At 75.4% G+C, this 14,656-nt stretch carries 12 protein-coding genes; 7 read left to right on the forward strand and 5 right to left on the reverse strand.

All coding sequences use genetic code 11. The features are described 5' to 3' along the window. Positions 1–53: 53 nt before the first annotated feature. From ACIPYS_RS27420 to ACIPYS_RS27430, 3 genes are all read right to left on the reverse strand, one after another. A complete protein-coding gene (locus ACIPYS_RS27420) occupies positions 54–728 on the reverse strand; it encodes a helix-turn-helix domain-containing protein (protein ID WP_093859757.1) in 675 nt (224 codons plus the stop codon). A 108-nt stretch (positions 729–836) separates the two neighbouring features. Further along, the gene (locus ACIPYS_RS27425) at positions 837–1,964 is read right to left on the reverse strand and encodes a tyrosine-protein phosphatase (RefSeq protein WP_400750781.1); all 1,128 of its coding nucleotides are present in this window, start codon (positions 1,962–1,964) and stop codon (positions 837–839) included. A gap of 239 nt (positions 1,965–2,203) precedes the next feature. Then, entirely contained in the window at positions 2,204–4,147 is a 1,944-nt protein-coding gene (locus ACIPYS_RS27430) for an acyl-CoA dehydrogenase (protein ID WP_400750784.1), read from the reverse strand. A gap of 212 nt (positions 4,148–4,359) precedes the next feature. On the opposite strand from ACIPYS_RS27430, the gene ACIPYS_RS27435 reads away from it, so the two are divergent. Then, positions 4,360–5,520 carry an NAD(P)-binding protein gene (locus tag ACIPYS_RS27435; RefSeq protein ID WP_400750786.1) on the forward strand — a complete coding sequence of 387 codons (1,161 nt, stop codon included), beginning with the start codon at positions 4,360–4,362 and terminating at the stop codon, positions 5,518–5,520. A 151-nt stretch (positions 5,521–5,671) separates the two neighbouring features. On the opposite strand, the gene ACIPYS_RS27440 is transcribed toward ACIPYS_RS27435, so the two are convergent. Continuing rightward, positions 5,672–6,349, reverse strand: a complete 678-nt coding sequence (locus tag ACIPYS_RS27440; protein WP_400750788.1) for a helix-turn-helix domain-containing protein — start codon at positions 6,347–6,349, stop codon at positions 5,672–5,674. A 130-nt stretch (positions 6,350–6,479) separates the two neighbouring features. Here ACIPYS_RS27440 and ACIPYS_RS27445 point away from each other — a divergent pair, with 130 nt between their 5' ends. After that, on the forward strand, positions 6,480–7,931 hold the full coding sequence (locus ACIPYS_RS27445) for an MFS transporter (protein ID WP_400750791.1): 1,452 nt from the start codon (positions 6,480–6,482) through the stop codon (positions 7,929–7,931). Positions 7,932–8,236: 305 nt separating this feature from the next. Further along, on the forward strand, positions 8,237–8,776 hold the full coding sequence (locus ACIPYS_RS27450) for a GNAT family N-acetyltransferase (protein WP_093859762.1): 540 nt from the start codon (positions 8,237–8,239) through the stop codon (positions 8,774–8,776). Positions 8,777–8,837: 61 nt separating this feature from the next. On the opposite strand, the gene ACIPYS_RS27455 is transcribed toward ACIPYS_RS27450, so the two are convergent. Continuing rightward, on the reverse strand, positions 8,838–9,335 hold the full coding sequence (locus tag ACIPYS_RS27455; protein WP_400750794.1) for a YbaK/EbsC family protein: 498 nt from the start codon (positions 9,333–9,335) through the stop codon (positions 8,838–8,840). A gap of 549 nt (positions 9,336–9,884) precedes the next feature. Between ACIPYS_RS27455 and ACIPYS_RS27460 the strand changes: the two genes are divergently transcribed. Genes ACIPYS_RS27460 through ACIPYS_RS27475 form a run of 4 tightly spaced genes read left to right on the forward strand, consistent with a single transcriptional unit; the run spans position 9,885 to position 14,639 of the window. Continuing rightward, positions 9,885–13,148 (forward strand): nitrate- and nitrite sensing domain-containing protein, encoded by a 3,264-nt coding sequence (locus ACIPYS_RS27460; protein WP_400750797.1) that lies wholly within the window; start codon positions 9,885–9,887, stop codon positions 13,146–13,148. Then, a complete protein-coding gene (locus ACIPYS_RS27465; RefSeq protein ID WP_045941106.1) occupies positions 13,145–13,576 on the forward strand; it encodes a roadblock/LC7 domain-containing protein in 432 nt (143 codons plus the stop codon). Before ACIPYS_RS27460 ends, ACIPYS_RS27465 begins: the two co-directional genes overlap by 4 nt. 7 nt (positions 13,577–13,583) lie before the next feature. After that, complete coding sequence (locus tag ACIPYS_RS27470) at positions 13,584–14,015, forward strand: DUF742 domain-containing protein (RefSeq protein ID WP_400750801.1); 432 nt, start codon at positions 13,584–13,586, stop codon at positions 14,013–14,015. Between the two features lie 3 nt (positions 14,016–14,018). After that, complete coding sequence (locus tag ACIPYS_RS27475) at positions 14,019–14,639, forward strand: GTP-binding protein (RefSeq protein ID WP_400750804.1); 621 nt, start codon at positions 14,019–14,021, stop codon at positions 14,637–14,639. The last annotated feature ends 17 nt before the right edge of the window (positions 14,640–14,656 follow it).

The following is a 14,656-nucleotide window of genomic DNA, read 5'->3' on the forward strand; positions in this document are numbered from 1 at the left end:
TCGCCGTGGCCGACTTCCGGTGCCGGTCCGGGAGCGGGAGCGCCGGGGGCGGCTCAGGACTCCTTCGGGCGAGTGCGGGCGCGCAGGTGGAGGCGTTCGCCCTGCTTGCCGAAGAGGCTCAGGACCTCCACGTCGCCCGCCCCGGTGGAGCCGAACCAGTGCGGGTTCTGGCAGTCGAACTCGGCCGCCTCGCCCGGCGCGAGCACGACGTCGTGCTCGCCGAGGAGCAACCGGAGGCGGCCGGAGAGCACGTAGAGCCACTCGTGGCCGGTGTGGGTGGCGAGCGTCGGGGTGTGGTGGGCGGCCGGGATCATGATCTTGAACGCGCGGGGCTCGGTGCGGTGGCGGGAGAGCGGCACGAAGGTCCGCCCGTCGGCCCGGCCCGGGTGCTGGTGGACCCGCGGGTCCTGGATCCGCGGGGCGGCGACGATCTCGTCCAGCGGGACGGCGAGCGCGGCGGCGATGGGCAGCAGGAGTTCGAGGCTCGGCTTGCGCTGCTCGGACTCCAGGCGGGAGAGCGTGCTCTTGGAGATCCCGGTGGCCTGGCTCAGGTCGGCCAGGGACAGGTCCTTGCGCTCGCGCAGCCGACGCAGCCGGGGGCCGATCTGGCGCAGGGTGGCGGCGATGGCGGGGGCCGAGGCGGCGGCGTTGGCGGCCGGATCGGGGCCGGGGCCGGAGCCGACGGCCGGATCGGGGGCGGGAGCGGGGGCGGCGTCCTGGTGGTCCATACGGACGATCGAAGCAGGGCGTTCCGGTTCCGGCAACGCGGCGTCCCGCCGGGGCGGACCGCCCGGTGCTCCCGGGGCCCGACCCGGCGGGACGCCGGGAGCGCGGTGTCAGCCGACGAGCAGCTGGCTGCGCAGGTCGCGCAGGTCCCGCTTGTCCAGACCGAGGCCGGACTTGAGGTAGGCGTCGAAGGAGCCGAACTTCCGCTGCACCTCGTCGAACCCGGCCGCCAGGTACTCGGACCGGACGTCCAGCAGCGGCTTGTAGATCGCCTGGTAGGCCGGCGGCAGCTGGGCGAGGGTGGCCGCGATCTCGGCGGCGCGGTAGGTGTTGCTGGCGAGGTAGTCGGCCTCGACGGTCTCGCGCGGCACGCCGAGCGCGGTCAGCAGGGCGGCGGAGGCCCAGCCGGTGCGGTCCTTCCCGGCGGTGCAGTGGAAGAGCACGTTCTCGTCGTCGCGCTCGACCAGGGCGTTGAGCACCGAGTGGTAGGCGGTGCGGGCGCTGTCGGCGGAGACCATGGTGCGCTCGGCGTCGACCATCGCCTGGACGGCGGCCTGCGGGCTGGTGACGTTGAACGCGCCGGTGTCGGCGACGCCCAGCACATTGGCGTTCACGACGGTGGCACCGGCCGGGACGCGGTCCGGGGCGGTCTTCTGCTCGGCCGGGGTGCGCAGGTCGAAGACGGTGCGGATGCCGAGGCGGCGGAGCTTCGCGAGGTCCTGGTCGGTCAGCTTCGAGAGGTCGCCGGAACGGTAGACGACGCCCATCCGCACCCACTGGCCGTCGGCGGTGCGGTAGCCGCCGGCGTCGCGGAAGTTCGGCGCGGAGGCGAGGTGCAGCGAGCGGTCGGCGACGACCAGCGGCGCGCCGCGGTCCGGGACCAGCTCGAAGAACCAGCGGTCGGCGGCGGCCAGGCCGGTGACCGTGACGGTGGCGGAACCGGCGCCCTTGGCGACGGCCTTGCGGTGGCGGATGTCGTCCGGGTCGGTGCCGGCGTAGACGGTGACGTTGCGGGCGCCGGGGGCGGCCCAGGTGAGGGTGAAGCTGCCGTCGGCCTGCTGGGTGGCGGTGGCCGAGGTGAAGGGGATCGCGTGCCGGGCGACGGCCGGGGCGGCGGCCGAGGGGTCGGCGGAGGCGGAACCGGCGGCCGGGGCGGCGACGGCCAGCGCGGGGGTGCCGAGGACGAGGGCGCCGGTGAGCGCCACGGCCGCGGTCAGCCGGGTGCGGGAGATGGTCATGGCCCGGCACGGTAGGCAGCGTGGAGTGTCGCCCCGTGGCCACCGGGTGGCGCACTGGCAACAGTTTGTTGAACGTCCAGGTGAACGGCGGTTCCGCGGCCGTTCCGCCCAGCCGGAGGGGCCGGACGGAACGGATGCCGACACTCGGAACGGGGCGGGTCCGGAGGGATGGGGCGGTCGCGGAGGGATGCACCGATGCCGGGTCGGAACGGACAGTTCCGCGGGCGCCCGCGCCGCCGTCAGACGGCGAACGCCTCCTGGTACTCCGGGGTGGCGATCGGCCGGTTGCCGAGCAGCGTCGGCGGGAGGTCGAAGGCGTCGACCAGGGGCAGCGCATGGCCGGCGAGCCGGGCGAAGGAACGTTCCCGCAGGTCCGGAAGAGCGGCGGCCTGTTCGGCGGTGAGTTCTCCGGCGACCATCAGCGCCGCCGCGTGGGCGGCGATCCGGTCCAGTGTGAACAGTCGGTGCAGGTCGAGCAGCAGGGCCCGGACCGCCGGACCGGAACCGGCCGGACCGGAACCAGCCGCGGCGGCACCGGCACGACCGGCAGGACCGGCGCCGGCACCGTCGGCCCAGACACCGTCGGCGCAGGCGGCGTCGGCCCAGGCCAGCAGCGCGGCGCCGGCGTCGTGCTCGGCCCGCGCGGTGACGGCCGCGAGCGCGTCGGGCGCGGCGGCGTTCCACCGGCGCAGGGTGTCCCCGGCCGGCGCCTCCCGCATCCGGGTGCGGGCGCGGGCCAGCCGGAGCCTCCCGGCGGCACGCAGCCGGGCCTGCCGGAAGACCGGGTCGCCCAGCGCCGCGGGACCCCCCGGGGTGACCGCCGGGTCCTCGGACCCGTCGTCCGGGGCCTCCAGGAGCAGTTCCGCCCCGGCCTTGGCCCAGAGCGCCAGGTTGTCGCCCTCGGCGGTGATGGCGCCCTCGACGTCGGACGCGAGCGCGGTCAGCCCGTTCACCGGTAACAGCCCCTGGGCGCCGCACCGCTCCCGGGCCTCGATGATCAGCTCCCGGGCCTGCCAGGTGGTCCAGCCCTTGGTCACGGCGGCCGCGCGCTCGGCGGCGGCCCGGTCGGCCGGGTCGGCGGGGTCGTGACCGGTCCAGCGGGCGACGGCCGCCCGGTGCAGCGCGGTCATCGCGTAGACGGTCGCCAGGCCGGACAGCAGCGGACCGTGGTGGGTGCGGTGGGTCCACACCGGACGGCGGCGGTCCGGCCGGGTGTCCGCGATCTCGCGGTGGTGGGCGTAGCGGACGGCGGTGGCGAGCGCCGCCCGCGCGCCGCCGACGGCACTGGCGCTCATGCAGAGCTTGCCCACGGAGACCCGACCGATCGCCGCGAGGAATCGTTTCCGCCTGCTGCCGAGCACGCTGGTGAGGGCGCCGTCGTCGGCGAGCCGGCCGTGCGCGCCGGTCAGCAGGGCCTCGCGCGGCAGGCGGACCCGGTCGAAGGAGGTCAGACAGTGGTCGACCGGGCTGCCCGGGCGCAGCGGCAGGGCGCGGACGGTGACGCCGGGCAGCGGGCCGGCCTCGTCGGTGAGCGGGGTGTGGAAGAGGAAGATGCCGTGGTCCCGGCCGTCGACCCGCAGCCGGGCGGCGACCACGGCGGACTTCGGGCCGCCTGCCGGTCCGGTGTTGGGCATGAACTTCCGGGCGCCGGGGTGGGGCGTGTGCAGGGTGAAGGTGCGGTCCGCGCGGTCGTAGTCGGCGACGGTCTCCAGTGCGGCGGCGTCGTTGCCGTGGGCGAGTTCGGTGCACAGGAAGGTGCCGATCCGGTCCATGCGCAGGTACTCGTCCAACGGGCGCTTGGGGTCCGGGTCGTGGTCGAGGAGGCTGCCGAGGAACAGGTTGTAGTGGATGCCCGCGATCACGGTGAGCGCGCCGTCCGCGGGACCGGTCCACTCGTGCAGTGCGGCCAGCCGGGCGGGGTCGGTGGCGAGCGCGGTGGCGTCGACGCGCCCGTTGAGGCGGCGCAGCCGCCGGTAGGAGTCGGCGACCTGTTCGGCGGCGGGGGCGTCCGTCCGCCGGTGCATGGCCGGATCGGCCGCCAGGGCCCGCCAGGAGCGGTGACCGTGGGTGTCGCCGGGGCCGAAGAGCAGCCGGGTCAGTCCGGCCGTCACGGCTCCGGGACCGGCGGGGCCGGGTGGGATCGCGGATTCGTCGGGGTTCCTGCGGTGCGGAATCGTGGTCATGTCATTCCTAAGAGCCCAACCAATTCCCGGGTAACGGCTCTGTGATCAAGGTCACCGGGCAATCGCGGCTCCGGCCGGCCGTCGGACCGTCACATCCGGGGGCACCACGTCGTCTCCTCCCCGACAACGACCACGACCACGACAGCGGCGGCGGCGACAGCCACCACCCCGGCGGCCGGACCGGTCGGCGCGAACGAACTGGAGGACGGGACATGGCACGGCGGATCACCATCATCGGCGGGGGCTTAGGCGGTCTGACGGCGGCGGTCTCGGCGGCGGAGGCCGGCGTCGAGGTGACGCTGCACGAGGCGCACCGGACGCTGGGCGGCCGGGCCCGCACCGCCCCGGCGCCCTACCGGACCAACGAGGGCCCGCACGCCTTCTACCGGCGCGGCCCGCACTGGACGTGGCTGCGAGAGCGCGGGCTGGTCGGACCGCTCGCCCGGGTGCCGCTGACGGCGCTGCCGCGCACCCGCTACCTGCTCGACGGCCGGCTGCGCGCGCTGCCGCCGCTGGCACTGGCCCGGCTCGCGGCCCGCCGGGACGCGCCCGTCGGCCGGACCTTCCTGGGCTGGGCGACCGAGGTGGCGGGAGAGCGGACCGCCCGGGCGGCCGCCAACTTCGCGGCCGTCGCGACCTTCCACCACGCGCCCGGTCTGCTGTCGGCGGCGTTCACCCAGGAGCGGCTGCGCCGGGCCGCGAGCCTGCCGCCGGAGGCGGTCTACCCGGTCGGCGGCTGGCAGTCGGTGATCGACCGGATGGCGGCCCGGGCCCAGGAGCTGGGCGTGCGGATCGAGACGGGTTCACGGCTGGACGCACTTCCGGCGACCGGGGACCCGGTGATCGTCGCGACCTCCCTGGAGTCGGCACGCCGCCTGCTCGGCGACCCGGGCCTGCGGGGGGAGAGCGGCCGGACACTGCTGCTGGACGTGGCGCTGCGGTCGCGGCGCGGCGACGCCTTCTTCGTCTCGGACCTCGACGGCACCGGCTGGGTGGAGCGCTTCACCACCCAGGACGGCAGCCTGGCGCCGCGCGGCGAACAGCTGGTCCAGGCTCAGCTCCCGCTCGCCCCCGACGAGTCGAGGGAGTCCGGCCTCGCCCGGGCCGAGCACCTGCTGGACCTGGGCTTCGAGGGCTGGTCCGACCGGGTGCTGTGGCGCCGCACCGCCGTGGCCGACGGCCGCACCGGCGCCGTGGACCGCCCCGGGACCACCTGGCGCGACCGTCCGGCCGTCGACCGGGGCGACGGCGTCCACCTGGTCGGCGACCAGGTCGCCGCACCCGGCGTGCTGAGCGAGGTCTCCTTCACCAGCGCCCTCGAGGCCGTCTCCCTCGCCCTCGGCCACCGCCCCAGCCGGGAGTTCGCCCGCTGAGGCACATCGGCGCGCGGAAATCCGGGCCCGCCGACCTCCCGCCCACCGACCCCCGGCGGCACCGGCGCGAACCGCAGCCCGATCACCATCCCCACCCGCCCGGGAAGTCGGGCCCGCCGACTTCCTGCGCAACACCCACCGGCGCCGCCCCCTAGCCCCCGGCGGTGCCGGTGCGGAGCACGGCCTGATCGCCGTGCGGGCCGAAGAGGTGGAGGATCTCGACCGCCTCGGTGCCCGCGGGGCCGAACCAGTGGGGTTCGGCGGTGTCGAACTCGGCGGCCTCGCCCGGGTGGAGGGTGAGGTCCCGGTCACCGACGAGGAGGCGGAGTTCGCCCGCGAGAACGTAGAGCCACTCGTAACCGACGTGGCTGACGAGCCTGGGCTCGCGCGGGGCCAGGACCTGCTTGAAGACCTGCACCCGGCCCGGGTACTGGGTGAGCGGGACGAGGACGCTGCCGGGGTCCCGGTGGCGGGGCCGGAGGTGGAGGCGGGGGTCGCCGGTCGCGGGGGCGGCGATCAGGTGGTCCAGGGCGACCCGGTGGGCCCGGGCGAGCGGAATGAGCAGGTCGAGGGTGGGGCGGCGGTGGCCGGACTCCAGCCGGGAGAGGGTGCTCACCGAGATCCCGGTGACCGCGGCCAGCGCGTCCAGGGTGAGGCCCCGGCCGAGCCGCAGCGCACGCAGCCGGGGCCCGATGGCGGCGACGATCCCCTCGACGTCGTCGGTCGCGACGGGCGTGGTGTCCGGCTCGGCGGAACCGGCGGAACCGGCGGGGTCGGCGGGGCCTGCGGAATCGGCGGAACCGGCGAAGTCGGCGGGGTCGGCGTCCATGGGGCGATTCTGCCCCGACCGCCGCTTTGCGGTTTCCGCAAGGACCCTGGGCGGCCGGCCGTCGCCGGCCCGAACATGGCGACCACCAGCAAGTCCCCTGCCCGTGTTCCGACCGGAAGGCGCCCCACCCATGACCACCTCCCCCGCGACCGCGGCCCCCACGTCCCCCGCGGCCCCCGCCCCTCCCCCGCTGAGCGCGCTCCGACGGTGGACCGTGCTCGCGGTCTGCGCCCTGAGCCTGTTCCTGGTCGGCCTGGACACCACGATCGTCAACGTCGGCCTGCCCGCGATCGGGCACGGACTCGGCGTCGGCACCCGCGACCTGGAATGGATCGTGGACGCCTACACCGTGGTCCTGGCCAGCCTGCTGATCTCGGCCGGCGCGCTCGCGGACCGGTTCGGACGCCGCCGGGTCTTCCAGTGCGGACTGGTCGTCTTCGGCCTCTCCTCACTGGTGTGCGCGCTCGCGCCCTCCGCCGGCGCGCTGGTCGCGGCGCGCGCCCTCCAGGGTGTGGGCGCGTCGATGCTCAGCCCGGTGGCGCTGGCGATCGTGGTGAACGCGATGCCCGACCCCCGGGAGCGGGCCCGGGCGATCGGGGTCTGGGCGTCGGTGTTCGGGCTGAGCATGGCGGCCGGGCCGGTCACCGGCGGCGCGCTGGTGGCGGCCCTCGGCTGGCGCTCGGTGTTCTGGGTGAACGTGCCGGTGGTGCTGGCGGCCGTCCTGCTGAGCATCCGTTTCGTGCCCGAGTCGCGCGCGCCCCGGGCCCGCCGGCCGGACCTGCCCGGTCAGCTCCTGCTCACCGTCGCGGTGTGCGCGACGGTGGCCGTGCTGATCGAGGGCCCGCGGATCGGGTGGGGTTCGCCCTGGGCGCTCGCCGGGTACGCGGCGGCCGCGGCGGCGACCGCCGGGTTCGTGCTCGCCGAACGCGGCCGGGAGGAGCCGCTGATGGACCTCGGGCTGTTCCGGCGGCCGGCCTTCAGCACGGCCGCGCTGGGAGCCGTGGCGGTGTTCGTCGCACTCACGGTGACCCTGCTGCTCACCACCTTCCAGCTCCAGCACGCCCGGGCGTGGACGCCGCTGGCCGCCGGGCTGGCCTCGCTGCCGATGGCGCTGGGCGCGACCGTCTGCGCGCCGCTGTCCGGCGTGCTGGTGGGCCGGGGCGGGCCGCGCCGGCCGCTGCTGCTCGCGGCCTGGTCCACCACGGCCGGCGGGGCGCTGCTGCTGGTCCGGGCGTTCCTGGTCGACGACGGCCCGCACGGCGCGGACGGCCTGTCCGGCGCGGCGGACCTGCCCGGTCTGCTGCTCGCCCTGCTGCTGCTCGGGGTCGGCTTCGGCTTCGCCAACGCGCCGATCACCAACACGGCCGTGGGCGGACTCCCGGCCGACCGCGCCGGGGTGGCCGGGGCGATCACCTCCACGGCCCGCCAGCTCGGCTCGGCGGTCGGCATCGCGATCGCCGGCGGCCTGGTCGCGGGCGCGGCCCCGGACGGCCTCACCGCCGCCTCCCGCACCGGCTGGGTGGTGGTCACGGCCTGCGGCCTGTTCCTGCTCGTCGTCGCCCGCGCCGCCCGCCGCCGCTGAGGACCGCGGCGCCGCCGAGCACCCCGGCGGCGGGTACCCGTCCCCGGGGACGGCCGGAGCAGGGTGCCGGGACGGCGCGGAAAACCCTTCGCACCTCGTCCGGGGCCCGTGTTACGGTCGATGTCCGAGCCCGGCCCGACGGCCGTTCGAGCTCGCACGAAGTCCGCTACGGAGACAGGGAAGGTGAATTGTGGTCGCGGTGACAGCCGCTGCGCACGTGCTGCGCGGCACCCGGACTGTTCTCACCTCCCGGGTCCCGGTCTGACGCCCTTCGCTCTCCGGGGCCCCTTCTCCAAGGGACTCCCATGTCTTCTTCCTCTTCCTCCTCCTCGCGCTCCTGGCACACCCGGATCGAGCGGCCCCACGACCTCCCGGCCGTCCACGAGCTGACGGTCGCCGCTTTCGGGCGGCCGTCCGAGGCCGACCTCGTCGAGGCCCTGCGCGCCGACGAGGCGTGGATCGACGGTCTCTCGATCGTCGCCGCCACCGGGGCCGGGGCCGCCCCGGTCGGCCATGTGCTGCTCACCCGCGCCTTCATCGGCGACACCCCGGCGCTCGCGATGGCTCCGGTGTCCGTGCACCCCGACCACCAGCGGTCCGGCGCCGGCTCCGCCCTCGTACGGGCCGGACTCGACGCCGCCCGCGCCCGGGGCGAGCGGTTCGTGATCCTGCTCGGACACCCGTCGTACTACCCGAGGTTCGGCTTCGGCCGGGCCTCGGAGCACGGCATCGCGCTCACCGTCGACGCGCCGGACGAGGCGTGGATGGCCCTGAGCCTGGACCCGGCCCGTCACCCGCTGCCGTCCGGGACGGCCCGCTGGGCCGCCGCGTTCGGCATCGCGTAACGCCTTCCCGGCGGACCCGGGGGCGACCCGGGTCCGCCGGACTCCCCGAACCCCGGCTCCGTTACGCCCGCTGCTCCGGCGGCACCACCGTCGACGGGGTGCCGCCGGTCAGCCTCAGCAGTTCCCCGTACGTCATCGGCACCACGGTGTGCGGGTGCCCGGCGGCCGCCCACAGCAGGTCGTGTCCGGCGAGGGCGGTGTCGACGACCGTGCGCAGCGGCGCCGGGTGGCCGACCGGGGCGACGCCGCCGATGGCCTGGCCGGTGGCTTCCCGGACCTGTGCGGCGCTCGCCCGGGTGATCGGGCCGGTGCCCAGCTCACGGGCGAGATGGCCGGTGTCGACTCGGTGGGCACCGCTGGTCATCACGAGCAGCGGCTCGCCGTCGCAGGTGAACACCAGGCTGTTGGCGATGGCGCCGACCTCGCACCCCAGGGCTGCGGCGGCTTCGGCGGCGGTGCGGGCGGAGTCCGGCAGGACGCGGACCTCTCCGGGCAGTCCGGCCCCGGCGAGTGCGTCGGCCACCGCCCGGCTGCGGGCGGGCAGGCTGTCGTCGGTCATGGCACCATCCTCCCCCACCCTCCCGGCGCCGAGCGGCGCGGCCGCGCACCCCAGGCATGCGCCCCGGGCGTGAATCACGGCCGCGCGCCCCGGGTGTGCGCCCTGACGATGAACCTCCGCCGGGGGTGTTCCCGTTCCTCCGACGGGCACTTCCCGACAGCGCGGCGAACGGGCGGCGAACACCGTCCGACCGGCCACGAACCGGTGTCCGACCACCGCCGGGAGCCCCTGTGCGGGCATGAACCGCGTACTACCGCGATGTTAAGGACTTGTGTGTGCACTGTCCGAAGATCGAACGGGCTTTCACTCCTAACACACCGTATGACTAGTATCGCTTCGTCATAAAGCCCGTGCCCCGGACGGTCCGACCCTCGCAGGCCGACCGCCAGTCCCAAGGAGTCAGCTCTGCGCGCGCGTGCGAATCGGCGGCCCCCGACGCCGAAGGCCCCCCGCAGGCGTCGGCCGCGCCTGTCGCTGCGGACGGCACTGCTCGTCCTGGCCCTCGTCCCCAGCATCGCCCTGGCCGCCCTCTGGGCCGTCACCAGCGGTGTGACCTTCTTCGACTTCCAGCGTCTGGCCGCCCAGGGCCTGCTGGCACAGAAGGCGGGACAGCCGTCCAACATCGTCTACTACAACCTCCAGGAGGAGCGTCGGCTCAGCGCCGAGGCGCTCTCCCGGCCCGGCAGCGTCGCCGAGCAGCTGAAGCGCCAGCGCCAGCTGACCGACGAGGCCGTGGCGAAGTTCCAGACCCTGTCCGGCGAGACCGCCGACAGCGCGCCCGCCGAGGTGCGCACGGCCGTCGCCGAGGCCCGGCGCGCGATGGAGAAGCTGGGCGACCAGCGGGCCCTCGTCGACAAGGGCACCGCCGACCAGCAGGGCGTCTACGCGTACTACACCGACCTGATCGCGGTCGACCTGCGGCTGTTCACCGCGCTCAGCCACGTCGACACCGGCGAGGTCACCTGGATCTCCAAGACCCTGGTCAACTCCTTCTGGGCCAAGGAGATGCTGGCCCGCGAGGACGCGATCCTGGCCCGGGGCTGGCCGTCCGGCAGGCTCAGCGCCTCCGACTACCAGCTGGTGCAGCAGTCGATCGGCGCCCAGGAGCACCTCTTCACCGTCCAGGTCGTGCCGTACGTGCCGGCCGACGAGCGGGCCGCCTGGTCCGAGCTGATGAGCGGTCCGGCCTGGCAGGCCAAGTCCGCCGTCGAGCAGGCGCTCACCCGCCCGGCCGCCGCCGACGCCACCGGCACCGTCCGGCTGCCGCAGCTCCAGGACCAGTGGCGGCAGGCCGTCGACCAGGTCAACCCGCAGCTGGTGAAGGCCATCGAGACCCGGACCGAGGGCGTGGTCGAGGTCGGCAAGGGCTCGATCCTCTCGCTGCTCACCCGGGTCGCGCTGACCTCGGTGATCGGTCTGCTCGCGGTGATCGTCGTGGTCGTCGCCAGCTGGCGGCTGACCCGCTCGCTGCGCCGCCGGATCAACGACCTGCACGCCCAGGCGCAGGACATGGAGCACACCCTGCCCGAGGTGGTCGAGCGACTGGCCCGCGGCGAACAGGTGGACGTCGAGGCGGAGAGCCGGGCGATCACCGCCGGGGCGCACGCCCGCGGCGGCGACGAGCTGGCGCAGCTCGGCCAGGCCATGAACCTCGCCCGTACCTCCGCGCTGGGGGCCGCCGTCCGGCAGGCCGAGCAGCACCGGGGCTTCGAGCGGCTGCTCCAGCGGATCGCCCGCCGCACCCAGCTGCTGATCGGTCAGCAGCTCCGCAAGCTCGACGCCCTGGAGCGGCGGCACGAGGACCCGGAGGTGCTGGAGGGCCTGTTCGACCTCGACCACCTGACGGCCCGCCTGCGCCGCTACGAGGAGAACCTGGTCATCATGGCCGGCGGCCAGCCGCAGCGGAAGTGGCGCAAGCCGGTGCCGCTGCTGGACGTGCTGCGCGCCGCGCAGGGCGAGGTCCAGGAGTACCGCCGCATCGTGCTGGAGGTCGAGGGCCACCCGTGGCTCTCCGAGCGGGCGGTGGGCCCGGTCGCGCACGTGGTCGCCGAGCTGATGGAGAACGCGGCGAGCTTCTCCAAGCCGCCGACGCCGGTCGACGTCCGGGCGGCCGTGGTCGGCCGCGGGCTCGCGATCGAGATCGAGGACCGCGGCCTGGGCATGGACCCGGAGCAGTACGACACGGCCAACGCCCTGATGGCCGCCGCGATCGCGGACGAGCCGCCCCGTACGGACATGCTGGCGCGCGGTGACGACATCCGCCTCGGCTTCCACGTGGTGGCCCGGCTGGCGGCGGCGATCGGCCTGCAGATCGAGTTCCGCCCGTCGGCGTTCGGCGGGACCAGGGTGGTCGTGCTCGTCCCCGGCGAACTGATCCTCGACGGCGACTCCGGGCTTCCCGACAAGGCCGCGGTCACGCCCATCCCGCTCGCCCGGCGCCAGCGTCCGGCGGACCGGGCCCAGGCGGCCGTGCCGCTGGCCTCGGTGACCGAGATGCCGTCCGCGGCGCTCCCGGCCACGACCGAGCCGGTGCGGACGGCGGACACCACCACCTCGTCGGCGGTCGTCGCGGTGGACGAGGAGGAGGAGCGCGCCGCCCACGCGGACGCCGCTCCGCATCCCGGCCAGACCGGCGGCGACTGGTTCTCCACCGGCAGCGCCCCCGTCGTCACCCCCGGCGCGGCCTCCGGTGCCCAGGCGCCCTCCCAGGCCCAGGCGTTCGGGTACGTCGAGTACGTGCCCCCGTCGGACGACGAGCTCCTCGGTGCTCCGGTGCGGATCGACTTCGGGAAGCACGACGGCTTCGGCGAGCCCGAGGAGCCGCGGGAGTCCGACGGCTTCGACCGGCCCGACGGCTTCGACCCGTCCGGCGGTCTCGGCCGGCCCGACGGTTTCCCCGCGCAGGACGCCTTCGGCGCGCGTGACGTCTTCGGCGGGCCCGGTGCCTTCGGCGACCGGGACGCCTTCGGCGAGCGCGACGGCTCCGGTGGACGCGACGGCTCCGAACGCGACGGCGCCTTCCCCGGTACCGGGGCGGACGGCTATCTGCACCCGCCGGCCGAGCACGGCCAGCCGGTCGAGCACGGTTCGCCGGTCGAGCACGGTTCGCAGGTCCCGGTCGGGGGCGGCTACGGGTACGACGGGCAGCCCTACGACACGTCCCCCCGCTCCGCCGGGGACGCCCCGCCCGCCTACCCGGACATCGCCTACGCGACGGTGATGCCCGCCGAGGCGCCGTACGCCGACGAGCAGTACCGGCCCGCCGACCACTACCGGCTGGCGGAGCGGCGGCAGCACGACGGACAGCCGGCGAACCCGCTCCCCGGGTCCGCCGTCGCACCGGCGGACGCACCGGCCGGCGCCCCGCACTCCGCGGACGCCCCGACCGGCGGCCTCCAGCCGCCGCTGCCCCAGCGGGTGCGCCAGGCCAGCCTGGCCGCCGAGCTGCGCATCCCGCCGCCGCCCCGCACCCCGTACCCGGGGGTCGGCACGGGCACCGGACCCGGCACCGGGTCCGGTGGCGGACCCGGTACCGCCGAGGGCCCGTTCCAGCGCCCGCCGCGCCGCTCCGGCGCCACGGTCGGCGCCTTCCAGCGCCAGTCCCGGGCCGCCCGCGGCCTCGGCGCCGCGGAGGACCGGCGCCCCGCCGACGGCCCCGCGGCCGGCGCCCTGCCGCCGGGGCGCGGCACCCTCCCCCCGTCCGGCCCGGCCTCCCCCACGGCCACCGGAACCCCGACTCCCGCGCCGGGTCCCTCCCCCTGGGCCCTCCCGGCCGCGGACCCCCGAACCACGAGGACGGAAGAGCAGTCATGAACCGCACCATCGCCACCCATCAGGACCTCGACTGGCTGCTGGACGGACTCGTCGACACGGTCCCCGGGACGAGAAGCGCCGTGCTGCTCTCCGACGACGGTCTGGTGGTCAGCCACTCCCGCACCATCGAGCGGTCCGACGCCGAGCGGCTGGCCGCCGTGGCCACCGGTCAGCAGAGCCTCGCCCGCGGCATCGGCCAGCTGTTCGACGGCGGCCCGGTCCACCAGGTGATCGTCGAGCTGGCCGAGGTCTGGCTGTTCGTCATCGCCGCCGCGCAGGGCACCCACCTGGCCGTGGTCGCCGACCAGGAGGTGGACGCCGAGGTCATGTCGGTGGCCATGCACCAGCTCGTCCAGCAGGTCGGCCAGAAGCTCACCACGCCGGTCCGCAGCGAGTTCGACGCCTTCGCCGCCAGGAACCGGGGGTGAGTCCCCGGTGAGGCCGCACTGGAGCGAGCTGCCCGAAGAGGACGAGGACGAGGACTACGGCGCGGGCACGATGGTGCGCCCCTACACCATCACCCGCGGCCGGACGACGCCGGAGCGCGACGACCTCACCCTGATCACGCTGATGACCACGGTGGAGGAGCTCGCGGACCAGGTGCTCGCCACCCGGTCGTCCGGTCCGCGCGGGCTCCAGCCGGAACACCGGCTGATCCTCGAACGGTGCCGCCGGCCGGCCGCGGTGGCCGAGGTGGCCGCCGGGCTCAACCTGCCGGTGTCGGTCACCAAGATCCTCCTGGGCGACCTGATCGCCCAGGGAATGCTGTTGGCCCGGGCCCCGATCTCGGTGGCCCGGGCCGCCGGGGACGGCGGTCTGGACCTCGGGCTGCTGACGGCCGTACGTGAAGGACTCCGGAGGCTCTGAACCATGGCACCATCCGCACCTCGCCCCTCCTCTCCCTCCTCCTCGCTCCCCTCCCCCGCCCCCGCCGTCCCCGCGGCCGTCAAGATCCTCATCGCCGGCGGCTTCGGGGTCGGCAAGACCACCCTGGTCGGCGCGGTCAGCGAGGTCGCGCCGCTGCGCACCGAGGAGTACCTGACCCGCGCCAGCGAAGGCGTCGACGACCTCTCCGGGGTGGACAACAAGGAGACCACCACGGTCGCACTGGACTTCGGGCGGATCACCGTCAACCCGGAGCTGGTGGTCTACCTGTTCGGCACACCCGGACAGGAGCGCTTCTGGTTCATGTGGAACGACCTGGTGAACGGCGCGCTGGGCGGCGTCGTGATCGCCGACACCCGCCGGCTGGACACCAGCTTCGCCTCGATCGACTTCTTCGAGAGCCGGGGCATCCCGTTCGTGGTGGCGATCAACTGCTTCCACGGCCACAACACCCGGACGGCGGACGAGATCCGGGCCGCCCTCGACCTCGACCCGCAGGTCCCGATGCTGATCGGCGACGTGCGGGTGCGGTCGTTCGGGCGGGACCTGCTGCTCGCGCTGGTCGACCACCTCATGGAGCTGTCGGCCGGCACGCCGGTCCGCTGAAACGTTTCCCCCACTTC

The sequence above is a fragment of the Kitasatospora sp. NPDC089913 genome (assembly GCF_044748625.1).
GTDB lineage: Bacteria > Actinomycetota > Actinomycetes > Streptomycetales > Streptomycetaceae > Kitasatospora.